Source organism: Proteus sp. CA142267, assembly GCF_003336825.1.
In the GTDB taxonomy this organism is placed as follows: Bacteria; Pseudomonadota; Gammaproteobacteria; order Enterobacterales; family Enterobacteriaceae; genus Proteus; species Proteus terrae.
The window spans coordinates 20,746-37,165 of record NZ_QPMG01000005.1 but is presented as its reverse complement, the minus strand read 5'-3'; the positions used below and the strand labels follow the sequence as shown (position 1 = coordinate 37,165).

Annotated in this window: 14 protein-coding genes; 10 read left to right on the top strand and 4 right to left on the bottom strand. The window is 39.8% G+C overall.

The genetic code is table 11. The features are described from left to right. Positions 1–17 precede the first annotated feature (17 nt). The gene (locus C0T34_RS10245; RefSeq protein WP_098942005.1) at positions 18–461 is read left to right on the top strand and encodes a flavodoxin; all 444 of its coding nucleotides are present in this window, start codon (positions 18–20) and stop codon (positions 459–461) included. 144 nt (positions 462–605) lie between these two features. On the opposite strand, the gene C0T34_RS10240 is transcribed toward C0T34_RS10245, so the two are convergent. The 4 genes from C0T34_RS10240 to map all read right to left on the bottom strand — a co-directional run bounded on the left by C0T34_RS10240 (position 606) and on the right by map (position 5,518). Next, positions 606–992: a DUF3461 family protein gene (locus C0T34_RS10240; RefSeq protein WP_006535910.1), complete on the bottom strand. Its 387-nt coding sequence runs from the start codon at positions 990–992 to the stop codon at positions 606–608. 70 nt (positions 993–1,062) lie between these two features. Beyond that, positions 1,063–1,887 carry a 2,3,4,5-tetrahydropyridine-2,6-dicarboxylate N-succinyltransferase gene (gene dapD, locus C0T34_RS10235; RefSeq protein ID WP_098942006.1) on the bottom strand — a complete coding sequence of 275 codons (825 nt, stop codon included), beginning with the start codon at positions 1,885–1,887 and terminating at the stop codon, positions 1,063–1,065. A gap of 34 nt (positions 1,888–1,921) precedes the next feature. Further along, the gene (glnD, locus tag C0T34_RS10230) at positions 1,922–4,567 is read right to left on the bottom strand and encodes a bifunctional uridylyltransferase/uridylyl-removing protein GlnD (protein WP_109850123.1); all 2,646 of its coding nucleotides are present in this window, start codon (positions 4,565–4,567) and stop codon (positions 1,922–1,924) included. Between the two features lie 153 nt (positions 4,568–4,720). After that, entirely contained in the window at positions 4,721–5,518 is a 798-nt protein-coding gene (gene map, locus C0T34_RS10225) for a type I methionyl aminopeptidase (RefSeq protein WP_098942008.1), read from the bottom strand. 599 nt (positions 5,519–6,117) lie between these two features. On the opposite strand from map, the gene rpsB reads away from it, so the two are divergent. The 9 genes from rpsB to bamA all read left to right on the top strand — a co-directional run bounded on the left by rpsB (position 6,118) and on the right by bamA (position 16,397). Next, positions 6,118–6,843 carry a 30S ribosomal protein S2 gene (gene rpsB, locus C0T34_RS10220; protein WP_023582712.1) on the top strand — a complete coding sequence of 242 codons (726 nt, stop codon included), beginning with the start codon at positions 6,118–6,120 and terminating at the stop codon, positions 6,841–6,843. Positions 6,844–6,978: 135 nt separating this feature from the next. Continuing rightward, positions 6,979–7,830, top strand: a complete 852-nt coding sequence (gene tsf, locus C0T34_RS10215; RefSeq protein ID WP_098942009.1) for a translation elongation factor Ts — start codon at positions 6,979–6,981, stop codon at positions 7,828–7,830. 136 nt (positions 7,831–7,966) lie between these two features. Then, positions 7,967–8,695, top strand: a complete 729-nt coding sequence (pyrH, locus tag C0T34_RS10210; protein WP_023582710.1) for a UMP kinase — start codon at positions 7,967–7,969, stop codon at positions 8,693–8,695. 113 nt (positions 8,696–8,808) lie between these two features. Then, complete coding sequence (frr, locus tag C0T34_RS10205; RefSeq protein ID WP_075671704.1) at positions 8,809–9,366, top strand: ribosome recycling factor; 558 nt, start codon at positions 8,809–8,811, stop codon at positions 9,364–9,366. Between the two features lie 192 nt (positions 9,367–9,558). Next, positions 9,559–10,752 (top strand): 1-deoxy-D-xylulose-5-phosphate reductoisomerase, encoded by a 1,194-nt coding sequence (gene ispC, locus C0T34_RS10200; RefSeq protein ID WP_098942010.1) that lies wholly within the window; start codon positions 9,559–9,561, stop codon positions 10,750–10,752. 226 nt (positions 10,753–10,978) lie between these two features. After that, positions 10,979–11,737 (top strand): (2E,6E)-farnesyl-diphosphate-specific ditrans,polycis-undecaprenyl-diphosphate synthase, encoded by a 759-nt coding sequence (gene ispU, locus C0T34_RS10195; protein WP_109850122.1) that lies wholly within the window; start codon positions 10,979–10,981, stop codon positions 11,735–11,737. Position 11,738: 1 nt separating this feature from the next. After that, on the top strand, positions 11,739–12,602 hold the full coding sequence (gene cdsA, locus C0T34_RS10190; protein ID WP_098942012.1) for a phosphatidate cytidylyltransferase: 864 nt from the start codon (positions 11,739–11,741) through the stop codon (positions 12,600–12,602). A gap of 9 nt (positions 12,603–12,611) precedes the next feature. Then, on the top strand, positions 12,612–13,964 hold the full coding sequence (gene rseP / locus C0T34_RS10185) for a sigma E protease regulator RseP (protein ID WP_098942013.1): 1,353 nt from the start codon (positions 12,612–12,614) through the stop codon (positions 13,962–13,964). 39 nt (positions 13,965–14,003) lie between these two features. After that, on the top strand, positions 14,004–16,397 hold the full coding sequence (bamA, locus tag C0T34_RS10180) for an outer membrane protein assembly factor BamA (RefSeq protein ID WP_109394054.1): 2,394 nt from the start codon (positions 14,004–14,006) through the stop codon (positions 16,395–16,397). The last annotated feature ends 23 nt before the right edge of the window (positions 16,398–16,420 follow it).

Genomic DNA, 16,420 nt, shown 5'->3' with positions numbered 1-16,420 from the left:
TAAAGTAGGTAATTATTATGGCTAAAATTGGTATTTTTGTAGGTACAGTTTACGGAAATGCATTAGCGGTTGCTGAAGAGGCTCAACGTATTTTACTTGAGCATAAACACCAAGCTAATGTTTATGAAGAAGGAACTCTTGCGGATTGGAAAAAATATTCGACCGTATTAGTGATAACGTCGAGTACAGGGCAAGGGGATTTACCTGATACTATCGCACCTTTATTTCATGAACTGCGTGATAATCTGGGGTATCAGCCGCATTTAAGTTACGGCTTAATTGCTTTAGGTGACAGTAGTTATGACCATTTTTGTGGTGCAGGTATACAATTTGAAGCGCTATTACAAGAACATCAAGCAAAGCGTATTGGAGAAATATTAAAAATAGACGGAATGGATGTCGCAGAGCCAGAAGTATTTGCAATAGATTGGCTTGAAAACTGGGTCAATCTATTAGATTAAATAAAAAATAACCCAATAATTAGTTGGTTAACAAAATAATGAATAATATTTTTGATTTTAAAACACCGCTGTTTCTGCTTTATACAGTAAGTAAGCGGTGTTTTTTATAAACCTAACCTATATATTGGCTAAAATTGCCTGTTATTAACGGCGAGTCAGCTTTTCTAAATCAGCTTCAATTTCAGCAATTTTATTTGCTACAACATGCTCAAGGTGGCGCAAGTCATCTAGGATTTTATGTTTTAAATCGACTTCTACTTGGTCTTGTTGGCAAATTTGATCTAATTCTTCAATTACATAACGTAAGTTAGTATTGATTTCATTTACTTCTTTAAAACCTTGTCCTGATTGACCATCAGAAATTGTTTTACGTTGGCGTGGATATTTAAATTTTACGCTTTTTGCAAAGAATTCACCTTTATCTTTGCGAAAATAGATTTTTAAAATATCGTTGTTAGCTTCTTGGCGCAGGGTATAGCGGTCAATATCTTCAGGATGCGGGATCCCTAAATTTTTTAAATTATCGTACATATATTGGCACCTGATAGAAAGATGAATGAAAGAATAGCGAATAGAATTAATTCTATCCGCTGTTCTTATATTAGTCGATAGTTCTTAACAATTCATTAATACCAACCTTTCCACGTGTTTTAGCATCAACTTTTTTTACGATCACTGCACAGTAAAGGCTGTAGCTTCCATCTTTAGAGGGTAAATTACCTGACACAACGACTGAGCCCGCAGGGACTCGGCCATAATGTACTTCGCCTGTTTCTCTGTCATAAATTTTGGTACTTTGGCCAATATAAACGCCCATTGAAATAACAGCGCCTTCTTCGACAATGACACCCTCAACAATTTCAGAGCGAGCACCAATAAAGCAGTTATCTTCAATAATGGTTGGGTTTGCTTGTAGTGGCTCTAACACGCCGCCGATACCAACACCACCAGAGAGATGGACATTTTTACCGATTTGAGCACATGAACCTACCGTTGCCCATGTATCAACCATGCTACCTTCATCGACGTAAGCACCAATGTTGACATAAGATGGCATTAAAACAGTGTTGCGAGCGATGTAAGCCCCTTGTCTAACTGCGGCAGGGGGAACAACACGAAAGCCTTCTTTTTCAAAACGTGCTTGGTCATAATCAGCGAACTTCATAGGCACTTTGTCAAAATAGCGACTTTCACTGCCATCTATCACTTGATTGTGATTAATACGAAAAGAGAGTAGAACCGCTTTTTTTAACCATTGATGAGTCACCCACTGACCGTCAATTTTTTCTGCGACACGCAGTTTTCCGCTGTCTAGCAGTGCAATAACGTTATTAATGGCATCACGAATATGAGGCTCAACGTTGTTTGGAGTGATATCTGCACGATGTTCGAAGGCGTTATCAATAATAGATTGTAATGCTTGCATCAATAGTATTTCCTATATGTATTGTCGTGGGTTCCTATATTTTATCCTTTGAAACTAGGGCTTTTGTCAACCTTTCTACGACTTCATCCTTCATTTTTTGGTTTAATGCCTTATTTTCGCTATCAGTTAATACAAAGAAATCCTCAACGCGTTCACCTATTGTGGTTATTCGAGCACCATGCAATGAAAGTGAAAGATCAGCAAAAACTTTACCAATAATTGCTAATAATCCCGGGCGATCGCGTGCAAATAGTTCCATATAGGTGCGTTTATTATGATTAGAGGCTATAAAATTAATTTTTGTTGGAACGTCAAAATGGCGCAATTTGGCTGGTAATGAGCGAGTTTTGGCATTGGCGTTATAAGGGGCGGATACGACTTGGATCAATGCGTTACGAATAGCATTATATCTATCAATCGCCAGCGGTTTACCATTAGGCTCTAACACAATAAAAGTATCCATAGCCATATTATCGCGGTTAGTAAAAATTTGAGCGTTATGGATACTTAAATTACGTCTATCTAATTCTCCTGCAACAGATGCAAAAAGGGAAGGTCTATCTGCACACCAAATAAAGATTTCAGTACCACCATGTTCAGTTTGTTGACTGATTAGCACCATTGGTTCATCGCTATTATGCTCAATTAATGCAAGTGCATGCCATGCAATTTGTTCTGGTGTATGCCGTAAAAAATAGTCGGCATGGCAGCGTCCCCAAATTGCTTGCAATTTCTCTTCATCGACTTGTTCCATTCGTAAAATAGTTAGTGCTTGCAAACGATGATGTCGAATACGTTCACGTAGGTCGGGAATAGAATGCATACCTTGGCGTAACTGGTTTTCTGTTGATAGAAAAAGTTCACGTAATAAGCTCTGTTTCCAGCTATTCCATAGACTGCTGTTGGTCGCACAGATATCCGCAACAGTTAAGCACAAAAGATAACGTAATCGACTTTCATTTTTTACTTCTGATGCAAACTGAAAAATAATGTCAGGATCTTGAATATCGCGTCGTTGTGCGGTGACAGACATAAGTAAGTGATGACTAACAAGCCACTCAACTAAGGCTGATTCTCTTTGATTTAAACCATGCTGCTGAGCAAAATAAGCAACGTCTTGCGCACCTAATATGGAATGGTCACCATGGCGACCTTTGGCAATATCATGAAAGAGTGCAGCTAAACGTAGTAATTCAAGTTGAGGAAGTTTGGGATAAATATCAACACAAAGCGGATGTTTTTCATGGTTTTCATAAGAAGCAAAGCTTTCAAGTTTTTGTAAAACACGAATAGTATGTTCATCAACGGTGTAGGCATGAAATAAATCAAACTGCATTTGGCCTACGATATTATTCCATTGCGGGAAATAAGCCGCGAGTACACTGTGTTTATGCATTGGGACAAATGCACCAGAAACCGCACGAGGGTGGCGTAATATCTGCATAAAAACTTGACGTGCGAGTGGGTACTCACATAAAGGCTGTACTAAATGTCGGCGAGCATAACGTAAATGGCGGAGTGTTGTTGAATAGATTCCAGTGATCTCTTTATGCTCTGCCATACGCAAAAAGAGACGCATAATAGCGATAGGATCATCAAGGAAGCAACTGTCATCAACAACATCAATTAACGAACCTCGTAGCTGAAATTCACTGTCTAATGGACGCGGTTTTACATTAGGTTGCAGAGCAAGAATAGCTTCGTCAAATAGCTGAAGTAACATATCATTTAACTCACTAACACGACGAGTTACGCGATAATAATCCTTCATCATTTTTTCAACAGGTTGATTGCCTTCACCTTCATAATTTAAAAGTTGGGCAACGTTGAGTTGTCTATCAAATAATAGTCGATTGTCATAGCGAGAAAGCACAAGATGGAGAGCAAAACGAATTTTCCATAGTGTGTATTGACACTCTAATAACTCTTGTCCTTCTGCTGGCGTCAAAAAGCCAAAATTAACCATTTCAGAAACTGATGCTGCACCAAAATGACGATGTGCTACCCAAATTAAAGTGTGGATATCACGCAGTCCACCGGGGCTACTTTTGATATCAGGTTCTAGATTGTAACTAGTGCTATGATATCGTTGATGTCTTTGCTTTTGCTCTTCAACTTTTGCAGCGAAAAAATCTGGTGATGGCCAAAAACCTTGGCTAAAAATATGATTAATTAATTGCTGATAAAGCGAGTTATTGCCGCAAATAAGGCGAGCTTCTAGTAAGTTTGTTGCAACCGTTAAATCTGAAAGGCCTTCTAAAAGACATTCTTCCATTGTTCTAACACTGGCACCAATTTCAAGGCGTACATCCCACAGCAGTGTAATGAGTTTACTGACTTTATCTTCAGCCTCTGGTGATAAAGGTGTTTCACTTAAAAAGAGAAGGTCAATATCAGAAAGCGGATGTAATTCTTGTCTGCCGTAACCACCAACGGCAATAATACTAAGATCAGAATAATCAGATAGCAGTGTATGGTGCCACAATTGCGTTAAGAGTTGGTCAATGAAATGGCTACGAGCTTGAAGTAATAAAGCCACATCAACATCATGATGAAAAGCATCTGTTAACCAAGAGTGAAATTGTTCAATTGATTGCTTAAGCTCAGCACAATTTTGTGTATTTTCTGTCAGCAAAAAAGGGGAAGGGGGCGGTGTTTGAAATGCGTTTTTATTAGTCATTATGCGTCTTCTTTCTCAATGTTTGCTTATGACATTAAGACTAATGTTAAAACGATAAGCTGACTAGTGATTCTGCCATTTCGTAGCAAATAAAATAAAAAAAGCGACACATCTCGAAAAAATATGTCGCTTTTACATTTTAGCTAAAGAAGCTTATTTGTTGACTAATACTGCAGAAATAAATGGCTCTTCTTCTTTGCGTAATGTCATGATTTCACAGCCATTATCGGTAACAACTAATGTATGCTCGTACTGTGCTGACCAACCTCTGTCTTTAGTTTTAACAGTCCAGCCATCTTTCATTGTACGAATACGGTAATCACCAGTGTTTACCATTGGCTCGATCGTAAATGCCATGCCTTTTTGTAACACAACACCGCTATCATCTGCATCATAGTGTAGAACTTGAGGTTCTTCATGGAATCCTTCACCAATACCATGGCCGCAATATTCGCGGACAACAGAATAGTCATGACCTTCAACAAATTTTTGAATTGCTTTGCCAAGTTCACGTAAGCGAATGCCCGGTTTAACCATTTTAATGGCAAGGTAGAGGCTTTCTTGAGTGATACGACATAAGCGTTCACCTTGGATTGTTGGTTTACCCACAATAAACATTTTTGAGGTATCGCCATGAAAACCATCTTTAATGACAGTGACGTCAATATTAACGATATCACCATCTTTAAGGATTTTTTCTTCACTAGGAATACCGTGGCAAATAACATCGTTAACCGAAATACAGACTGATTTAGGAAAACCATGATAGTTAAGGCAAGCAGGAATAGCCTGTTGCGCGTTAACAATATGTTCGTGACAAATACGGTCTAATTCAGCGGTGTTTACGCCTGGTTTTACGAACGGTGCGATAATTTCAAGAACTTCTGCCGCAAGACGACCTGCGACGCGCATTTTTTGAATATCTTCTTCTGTCTTGATTACAATAGCCATTTGAGTTCTTCGTCTAGATTAAAAGCCACAATACGAATTAGATAACACGCTTTGTTGTATTCATATTTTGTATTGCAGGTTGAATGAATGATGATGAGAAATAATTCTGATTACCATTTATGATATCAGCAGAATGTAGGTGTGCCAATAAAGAGGATGTGTGCAATCTGTCTGATATCGAGAGTAATGACGAACATTACGCCTTCTTAATCTGATTGTCTTTACATATTGCGCTTTTCTATTTAGTGTTTTTCTAGCAAATTGATATTAGAGCAATATTTATTATCACTGCACTAATCTCGCTTTTTTCTTTGCCTAAATGATGTGTTTTTATGTCAAATAAGGCCGTGGCAATCGTAAGTAATAGTGGTTTCTTAAGGTTATTTATGGTATAAAGCGCGCCGGAGTTCTGTTATTGCATCACACTGTGAGTAATGGCAGTAAATCTGAAACATTCAATTGTGTTAATTACACACACAAATCGACACATAACGCCGGGGTGCTCTTATGTAAAGGCTCTAAACCTTTACAGCTGATGAGTCGGTCGTATGGGATTTGTGGACGAAATAACCCCAAATTTAAATTTATAGAGGTCTAAAATGGCAACTGTTTCAATGCGCGATATGCTGCAAGCCGGTGTTCACTTCGGTCACCAAACTCGTTACTGGAATCCAAAAATGAAACCATTCATCTTTGGTGCGCGTAACAAAGTTCATATCATTAACTTGGAAAAAACTGTTCCAATGTTCAATGAAGCTCTGGTTGAACTGAACAAAATTGCTTCTCGTAAAGGCAAAATCCTGTTTGTTGGTACTAAGCGCTCTGCCGTTGAAGCTGTTAAAGAAGCAGCAGAAAGCTGTGACCAGTTTTATGTAAACCACCGCTGGTTAGGCGGTATGCTGACTAACTGGAAAACTGTTCGTCAGTCAATCAAACGCCTGAAAGATTTAGAATCACAATCTCAGGACGGTACTTTTGACAAACTGACCAAGAAAGAAGCATTAATGCGTTCTCGTGAACTTGGTAAGTTAGAAAACAGCCTGGGTGGTATCAAAGACATGGGCGGTTTACCTGACGCTCTGTTTGTTATCGATGCTGAACACGAACACATTGCTATCAAAGAAGCAAACAACCTGGGTATCCCAGTATTTGCTATCGTTGATACTAACTCTGATCCAGATGGTATCGACTTCATTATCCCTGGTAATGACGATGCAATCCGTGCGGTTAAATTATATCTGACCGCCGCAGCTACAGCTGTTCGTGAAGGTCGTTCTCAAGATCTGGCTGTTCAGGCTGAAGAAGGCTTAGTCGAAGCTGAATAATAAGGCATGCTCGTAAGAGCCCTTATTTAACCAGGTATTGCTATATATTGGTTAGGGGGCCTCCATAGGCCCCCTTTACACATCTGCTATGAGAACATCTATGGCTAGCCCATAGAAAAGTCGAGGAAGAAACAAATGTCTGGAATTACCGCTGCATTGGTAAAAGAACTGCGTGAACGTACTGGCGCAGGCATGATGGAATGTAAAAAAGCGCTGGTTGAAGCTAATGGTGATATCGAATTAGCAATCGACAACATGCGTAAATCAGGTCAAGCTAAAGCTGCTAAAAAAGCTGGTCGTGTTGCAGCTGAAGGTATCATCCTTGCAGAAGTTGCTGCTGATGGTAAATTCGGTGCGCTGGTTGAACTGAACTGTGAAACAGACTTCGTTGCTAAAGATGCTGGTTTCATTGCTTTCGGTAAAGAAGTTATGGCTGCTGTATTAGCAGACAAAACTGATGATATCGATGCTCTGAAAGCTAAATTTGAAGAAGCTCGTACTGCATTAGTTGCTAAAATCGGTGAAAACATCAACATTCGTCGTGTTGCTGTATTAGAAGCTGAAGAATTAGGTACTTATCTACACGGTGCTCGCATCGGTGTTTTAGTTTCAGCTAAAGGCGCTAACGAAGAACTGATCAAACACATTGCTATGCACGTTGCTGCAAGCAAACCAGAATATGTTCGTCCTGAAGATGTTCCTGCTGATGTTGTTGAACATGAGCACCAAATTCAGATGGATATCGCAATGCAATCAGGTAAACCACGCGAAATCGCAGAAAAAATGGTTATCGGTCGCATGAACAAATTCACCGGTGAGATTTCTCTGACTGGTCAGCATTTCGTAATGGAACCAAGCAAAACTGTTGGCGAATTGCTGAAAGAAAACAATGCTGATGTTATCAACTTCGTTCGCTTCGAAGTTGGTGAAGGTATTGAGAAAGTTGAAGCTGATTTCGCAGCTGAAGTTGCTGCAATGAGCAAATAATAACGCTTAGCGTTAACAGAACCGCCTAATGGCGGTTCTGTTTTGTTGTAATCTCCACTAGCTGTTTGCTTTTTTTTGTTAAAAAGAGAAGCTATCTAAAACCTCCAATTAACTAATCTGCTTAGGACAGAACACCATGGCTACCAATGCAAAACCTGTATATCAGCGAATTTTATTAAAGCTGAGTGGCGAAGCCCTGCAAGGCGCAGAAGGTTTCGGTATCGATGCGAGCGTACTTGATCGCATGGCTCAGGAAATCAAAGAACTCGTTGAATTAGGTATACAAGTCGGTGTCGTAATTGGCGGTGGTAACTTGTTCCGTGGCGCAGGTCTTGCTGCGGCAGGTATGAACCGTGTTGTGGGTGACCACATGGGAATGCTCGCGACAGTAATGAATGGTTTAGCAATGCGTGATTCATTGCACCGTGCTTATGTAAACGCGCGCCTTATGTCTGCATTTCCATTGAATGGTGTCTGCGATAACTACAGTTGGGCAGAAGCAATTAGCTTATTACGCCACGGTCGAGTTGTTATTTTCTCGGCTGGTACAGGTAACCCATTCTTTACTACCGATTCTGCTGCATGTTTACGCGGTATTGAAATTGAAGCTGACGTTGTACTAAAAGCAACGAAAGTGGATGGCGTTTATTCTGCCGATCCAACCAAAGATCCTGATGCAGTACTTTATGAAACACTGACTTATCAGGATGTATTAGAACGTGAATTGAAAGTCATGGATCTTGCTGCATTCACATTAGCCCGAGATCATAATTTACCTATCCGCGTATTCAATATGAATAAACCGGGTGCATTACGTCGGGTTGTAATGGGTGAAAGTGAAGGAACTTTGATTTCTCACGCTTAATACACAGAGACAACGGTATAATTTGGCGTTAACATCTAGAGTACGCCAATTCATTTATGTCGGTATGTTTTTCATATCGACTGGAAGATAACCAGTTCCCAAGGGTTTATAACGTGATTAATGAAATCAAAAAAGATGCTCAAGAACGCATGGATAAAAGCGTTGAAGCACTAAAAAGCCAGATTAATAAAGTTCGTACTGGTCGTGCGTCTCCTGCCCTTTTAGATGGCATTGTAGTTGAATACTACGGAGCGCCAACTCCATTAAACCAAGTTGCTAACGTTGTCGCAGAAGATGGCCGTACACTGGCAATCACTGTATTCGACCGTACTTTAGCTCCTGCCGTTGAAAAAGCAATTATGGCATCAGATTTGGGTTTAAATCCTTCATCTGCGGGCACCATTATCCGTGTTCCACTGCCTCCATTAACTGAAGAACGTCGTAAAGACCTAATCAAAGTTGTTCGTGGTGATGCAGAACAAGGTCGCGTTTCTATTCGTAATATCCGTCGTGATGCTAACGATAAAGTAAAAGCATTACTGAAAGATAAAGAAATCAGCGAAGATGATGAGCGCCGCTCCCAAGATGACATTCAGAAATTAACTGACATGTTCATTAAAAAAATTGATGATGCATTAGCGCTGAAAGAAGCAGAGTTAATGGAATTCTAATTTTTATATCTTTTTTCGATAATGCCGCTTTTTAGCGGCATTATTTTTAACTATTTATTTGAAAATTCGTGCTTAATACCTTCTTTTGTCACATTATTTATTAAAGTTTTCATCTTTAATCCTCATTTACCTCGTCATACTGATATAATTCTCTTTAATTAAAACGTTGTAGACATACTGATTGATTAATAAATGAAACAAATAACTATATTAGGCTCAACAGGATCTATCGGAACTAGCACTCTTTCCGTAATTGAAAATAATCCTGATGAGTATCAGGTTCTTGCTTTAGCCGCAGGAAAAAATGCAGACAAAATGGCGCAACAGTGCCTTGCTTTCCAGCCTAAATACGCTGTGATGTCTGATGAAAAAAGTGCAAATCAGCTTAAACAACTACTCGCTAATACATCTTGTAAAACAGAGATTCTATCTGGGTCTCACGCGATCAATGAAATTGCAGCTCTTGATGAAGCTGATCAAGTCATGTCTGCTATAACAGGTGTTGCAGGATTAAAACCGACACTTGCGGCCATTGAAAAAGGCAAAAGAATTTTATTAGCGAATAAAGAATCACTGATAACCAGTGGGCGTCTTTTCTTTGATGCAGTTGCTAAATATGGCGCGACAATTTTACCCATTGATAGCGAACATAATGCAATTTATCAAAGCTTACCTAAAGCAATTCAAGAAAACCTAGGTCATGCGTCCTTAGCTGATGAAGGTGTGACAAGTATTCTGTTAACGGGCTCTGGCGGACCATTTCGCTATACACCATTAGAAGAGCTGGAAGCAATGACTCCAGATCAAGCGTGTGCGCATCCAAATTGGTCTATGGGACGTAAAATTTCAGTTGATTCTGCAACAATGATGAATAAAGGGCTCGAATATATTGAAGCTCGTTATTTCTTCAATGCTTCTGAAGAAGAAATGGAAGTAATCATTCATCCACAATCTGTTATTCATTCAATGGTTCGTTATCGTGATGGTAGTATTATTGCTCAAATTGGCGAACCTGATATGAGAACACCGATTGCATACTCAATGGCTTATCCTCATCGTACCCAATCCGGTGCAAAAGCATTAGATTTCTTTGAGATTCAATCTCTAGAGTTTATTCGCCCTGACTATCAACGTTACCCTTGTTTGGCACTTGCTATTGAAGCGTCAAAACGTGGGCAAGCGGCAACAACAGTGTTAAATGCGGCTAATGAAGTTGTTGTTGATGCATTTTTACACGAAAAAGTGAAGTTTACTGATATTGCTAAAATTAATCGCAAAGTTGTTGAACATTTTGACCTATCAGAGCCTCAAAGTATTAATGATGTTCTAGAAATTGATAAATTAGCGAGATTAGAAACTCATCAGATAATCACTCAATTTGTATAATGGTGATTATATTTAATATAGGGTGTTTGTTCGTCTTTCTGGCTAATGGTATAGTTGCCGAATCACTAAAGACAATAATGAAAATTAACAGTTCATTACTAAGGCTATTGCTTTAGCAACTTTGAGGCTTTGCCAAAGGCCGTGGGTGACACGGTTTTTTTTTGTGCATAGGTTATCCGAAGAGGACTGTCTGTATCAGTATCAGATTAGCAAAGGGTTAAATTGAGTGAACTTATCCAGTGACGATTCATCCGCATCAAAACCAAAGCATGTTGCTATCATTATGGATGGCAATGGGCGTTGGGCTAAAAAGCAAGGGAAACTCCGAGTAACGGGGCATCGCGCGGGAATTAAAGCAGTTCGGGATGCGGTTAGCTTTTCCGTAAAACACAAAATTGAATCACTAACGTTATATGCATTTAGTAGCGAAAATTGGAATAGACCAGAGCAGGAAGTGAGTTCCCTCATGGAATTATTTGTTTTTGCTTTAGATAACGAAGTGAAGAGCCTACATAAACATAATGTTAAATTGACTGTCATTGGTGATATCAGCCGTTTTAGTCGCCGCTTGCAAGATCGAATTAAAAGTTCTGTGGCACTCACTGCGAATAATACTGGGCTTAATTTAAATATTGCAGCTAATTATGGCGGTCGATGGGATATTACTCAAAGCGTAAAACAATTAGCGACATCCCTCGCAAAAGGGGACATTAATCTCGAAGATATCAATGAAAATACAATATCTTCACACCTTTGCTTGCATAATCAGCCTGACGTCGACCTTGTTATTCGTACAGGTGGTGAGCATCGTATAAGTAATTTTCTTATCTGGCAAATTGCTTATGCTGAGCTTTATTTTACACAGGTTTTATGGCCTGATTTTGATGAACAAGTTTTTCAGAATGCACTAGATGCTTTTGCTAAACGGGAAAGACGTTTCGGTGGTACTACATCAGAAACAGATACTATAAATCTGGGAGGATAACTTGCTTAAGTATCGTGTCATCACTGCATTAATTTTAATCCCTATTGTTATTGCTGCACTATTTCTACTTCCTCCAGCAGGTTTCGGATTAGTCATTATCGCAATATCAGGTTTAGCGGGTTGGGAATGGGCACAATTTATTGGCTGGCATTCTCAAGGTAAACGTATTGCGACAGGGATCGGCTTTGCTGCATTGTTACTCGTTATGCAGTTTTCTTTGCCTAATTTTGACCACCTACTAGATACTCCAATGATAAAAAATGGTTTGTGGGCGGGTTTAATTTGGTGGATAGCAGCAATTTTATTAGTTGTAAGTTATCCGAATTCAGCCAATATGTGGAAAAATTCAGTTTTTATTAAGCTATTGTTCGGTATATTGACGATTGTTCCCTTTTATTGTGGCATGATGGCGTTGCGTATGTTGGGTTATAACACTGACACTTATACAGGCGCATGGTGGTTATTGTATGTCATGTTATTAGTTTGGGCTGCTGACTCTGGTGCCTACGCCTTCGGACGCCTAATGGGTAAACATAAAATGGCGCCTAAAGTATCACCGGGTAAAACCCTTGAAGGGTTAGTTGGTGGGTTGATTACGGCAGGTGTTGCATCATGGTTATTTACTTATTTTGCACCTGTGACTGAAGTACCTAGTAACTTGTTATTAATATCTGGCGTTGTTGTCATTGTATCAGTATTTGGTGATCTAGCAGAAAGCATGTTTAAACGTGTTTCAGGTATTAAAGACAGTAGCCAACTGATACCGGGGCATGGTGGTGTGCTTGATAGAATTGATAGTTTGACTGCGGCTATCCCAGTCTTTGCAGGATTGGTCTTTCTGATTTCTTCTGGCTTTAAACTATAAAGGTAAGTAATGGGTATCCTGTGGAATCTTGCCGCGTTTATTATCGTTTTAGGTATTTTAATTACGGTACATGAGTTTGGGCATTTTTGGGTAGCTAGGCGCTGTGGTATCTATGTCGAGCGTTTTTCTATTGGTTTTGGAAAAGCAATTTGGCGCAAAACAGATAAACATGGCACTGAATTTGTTATCGCATGGATACCTTTGGGTGGCTATGTAAAAATGTTAGATGAGAGAGTCGCTGAGGTTGCACCTGAGCGTCGTCATCTAGCATTTAATAATAAAACAGTTGGTCAACGTGCTGCTGTTGTTGCTGCAGGGCCTATTGCCAACTTTTTGTTAGCAATAGTCGCCTATTGGATAGTTTTTATGATAGGTGTTCCTGCATTAAAACCTATAATTGCAGACATTCGTCCGAATTCTATCGCAGAACAAGCAAAATTAACGCCTGGAATGGAACTAAAATCCGTTGCAGGTATCGAAACGCCTGATCAGAATGCAGTTCGTTTAGCATTAGTCAGTAAAATTGGTGCCAAAGAGGTTTCATTCGTAGTTTCAGATCCAAATTCTCTCTCTGAGAGTGAGAATATACTGAATTTACAACAGTGGAGTTTTGATCCTGAAAAACAAGATCCTATCTTGTCCCTAGGGATAATGCCTGTTGGCGCGCGATTGGACTCAAAAATTATTGAGGTTACTGAAGGCTCTGCTTCTGAAAAAGCGGGTTTACAGGCAGGGGATCGTATCGTTAAAGTTGATGGTCAGCCAATTGATACATGGCATCCATTTACTTATTTTGTTCGACAAAGCCCAAATAAGGCCTTGGAGCTTCTTGTTGAACGTAACGGCTCGTCGTTGATATTGAATGTTACACCGACAGCTGTTGCACTGAAAGATGGCACTGAAGTAGGGCAAGTTGGTGCGCAATTACAAATATTACCTCCTGATGAGCAATATTTGATAATGCAGCAATACAACCCATTTTCGGCGCTCTATGAAGCATCTGATAAAACATGGCAGTTGATGGGTTTAACTGTCAAAATGATTGGCAAGTTAGTCGTAGGTGACGTCAAATTAACTAACCTTAGTGGGCCTGTTTCTATCGCGAAAGGCGCTGGAATGTCCGCTGATTCTGGTTTTATTTATTATTTGATGTTTATGGCGCTTATCAGTGTCAATTTGGGGATCATTAACTTGTTTCCCCTGCCTGTCTTAGATGGCGGGCACCTGCTTTTCCTGGTTATCGAGAAGATAAAGGGAGGGCCGGTATCTGAGCGTGTACAAGATTTCTGTTATCGTATTGGTATTATGGCACTGATGCTTTTAATGGGACTTGCACTTTTCAATGATTTCTCTCGCTTATAATTGGTAAGCAGGGACCGGTTAGGAAAACACAAAACAACGATGGCGATGAAAAAGTTGCTTATAGCGTCGCTGCTGCTGGGCAGCGCCACTGCATACGGTTCAGACGGATTCGTAGTTCAGGACATTCAATTTGAAGGTCTTCAACGCGTCGCCGTTGGTGCAGCATTACTGAATATGCCTGTCCGGGTTGGAGACTCGGTCGGTAATGATGATATCAGCCGAACTATCCGTTCATTATTTGCGACAGGAAACTTTGATGATGTTCGTGTCCTGCGTGACGGAAATACTCTGATTGTTCAAGTAAAAGAGCGTCCAACTATTGCCAGCATTACTTTCTCTGGTAACAAAGCAATCAAAGAAGAGATGCTAAAACAGAACCTTGATGCTTCTAACATTCGTATCGGTGAAACACTTGACCGTACAATGCTAGCAAATATCGAGAAAGGGCTTGAAGATTTCTATTATAGTGTTGGTAAATATAATGCAACTGTAAAAGTAGTTGTTACACCTCTTCCTCGTAACCGTGTCGACTTAAAACTCGTGTTTGCAGAGGGTGTTTCAGCAACTATTCAGCAAATCAACATTGTTGGTAATAAAGCGTTTTCTACTGCTGAGCTCGTTAACCGCTTCCAATTACGTGACGATGTTCCTTGGTGGAACTTAGCGGCTGATGAAAAATATCAGAAGCAAAAACTGGCTGGTGACTTAGAAACATTAAGAAGCTTCTATCTTGATCGTGGTTATGCACGTTTTGATATTGAATCGACGAATGTCAGTTTAACGCCAGACAAAAAAGGAATTTACATTACCATTAACCTGAAAGAAGGTGACAAATACACAGTAGAAAATACTGAAATCAATGGTAATACAGCTGGCTACACTAAACAAATTGAAGAGCTTATCGAAATTGCACCGGGCTCTCTTTATAATGGTGCACAAGTAACAAAAACAGAAAATGACATTAAAAATCTGTTAGGTCGTTATGGATATGCTTATCCTCGTGTTATGACAAACCCTGAAATTAATGATGAAAATAAAACCGTGAAACTGCATGTAAACGTAGATGCAGGAAACCGTTTCTATGTTCGTCAAGTACGTTTTGCGGGTAATGACATCACTAAAGACTCTGTTTTACGCCGTGAAATGCGTCAAATGGAAGGTGCGTGGTTAGGTAGCGATTTAGTTGAACAAGGTAAAGAGCGTTTAAATCGTTTAGGTTATTTCGAAACGGTTGAAACAGAAACTCAGCGTATTCCAGGTTCTCCTGATCAGGTTGATATCGTTTATCGTGTAAAAGAGCGTAACACGGGTTCTCTTAACTTTGGTGTCGGTTTCGGTACTGAAAGTGGTGTGAGCTTCCAAGTGGGTGTTACTCAAGATAACTGGTTAGGTACAGGTAACGCAGTCGCTATTAATGCGAGTAAAAATGATTACTCAACTTACGCAGAATTATCTGTTACTGACCCATACTTTACCGTTAATGGTGTGAGTTTAGGTGGTCGTATTTTCTATAACGACTTCCGCGCTAATGATGCTGATTTATCAGGTTATACCAATAAATCTTACGGTGTAGATGGTACGTTAGGCTTCCCAATTAATGAATATAACTCAGCACGTCTTGGCTTAGGCTATACTCATAATGGTCTGTCACGTATGGAACCTCAGGTTGCAATGTGGCGTTATCTTGAAAGTATGGGTGAACATCCTAATTTTAAAGATCGCGAATCTTTTAATGCTGATGATTATACTGTCAGCCTTGGTTGGACATTCAATAACTTAAACAAAGGTTTCTTCCCAACATCTGGTGTGAGAAGTAACTTAAGTGGACGTGTGACTGTACCTGGCTCTGATAACAAGTACTACAAAGTAACTTGGGACGGTATGGCATACTACCCAATTGATGAAAAAGAGTCTTGGGTAACCCTGTTTAAAGGTCGTTTAGGCTACGGGGATGGTTTAGGTGGTAAAGAATTACCATTCTATGAAAACTTCTATGCGGGGGGCTCTGGCACCGTTCGTGGTTTCCGTTCAAATAATATCGGACCTAAAGCCATTTACCTTGGTGAAAATGGTAAGCCAAAACCAGGTGAACCATCGAGTGACGCAATTGGTGGTAATGCTATGGCTGTGGCAAGTTTCGAGCTGATCACACCAACCCCATTTGTGGATGATAAATATTCCTCTTCAGTCAGAACGTCGGTGTTTGTTGATGCGGGTACAGTATGGGATACCAATTGGAGTAGTACAAACTCTGCTTGGACAGCAGGTATGCCAGATTATAGTCGTGCAAGTGATATACGTGTTTCGACAGGTGTTGCGTTACAATGGCTATCTCCTTTAGGTCCGCTAGTATTCTCTTATGCTAAGCCGATAAAAGATTACGAAGGTGATAAATCAGAGCAATTCCAGTTTAATATTGGTAGAACGTGGTAGCGATGTAAGTAAAGTTGATGCCT

Excerpts from the sequence above, each read along its gene's own strand:
- rseP (WP_098942013.1), top strand. The coding sequence starts at position 12,612 with ATGGGTATCCTGTGGAATCTTGCCGCGTTTATTATCGTTTTAGGTATT.
- C0T34_RS10245 (WP_098942005.1), top strand. The coding sequence starts at position 18 with ATGGCTAAAATTGGTATTTTTGTAGGTACAGTTTACGGAAATGCATTA.
- dapD (WP_098942006.1), bottom strand. The coding sequence starts at position 1,887 with ATGCAAGCATTACAATCTATTATTGATAACGCCTTCGAACATCGTGCA.
- C0T34_RS10240 (WP_006535910.1), bottom strand. The coding sequence starts at position 992 with ATGTACGATAATTTAAAAAATTTAGGGATCCCGCATCCTGAAGATATT.
- tsf (WP_098942009.1), top strand. The coding sequence starts at position 6,979 with ATGTCTGGAATTACCGCTGCATTGGTAAAAGAACTGCGTGAACGTACT.
- glnD (WP_109850123.1), bottom strand. The coding sequence starts at position 4,567 with ATGACTAATAAAAACGCATTTCAAACACCGCCCCCTTCCCCTTTTTTG.
- pyrH (WP_023582710.1), top strand. The coding sequence starts at position 7,967 with ATGGCTACCAATGCAAAACCTGTATATCAGCGAATTTTATTAAAGCTG.
- ispC (WP_098942010.1), top strand. The coding sequence starts at position 9,559 with ATGAAACAAATAACTATATTAGGCTCAACAGGATCTATCGGAACTAGC.
- map (WP_098942008.1), bottom strand. The coding sequence starts at position 5,518 with ATGGCTATTGTAATCAAGACAGAAGAAGATATTCAAAAAATGCGCGTC.
- rpsB (WP_023582712.1), top strand. The coding sequence starts at position 6,118 with ATGGCAACTGTTTCAATGCGCGATATGCTGCAAGCCGGTGTTCACTTC.
- bamA (WP_109394054.1), top strand. The coding sequence starts at position 14,004 with ATGGCGATGAAAAAGTTGCTTATAGCGTCGCTGCTGCTGGGCAGCGCC.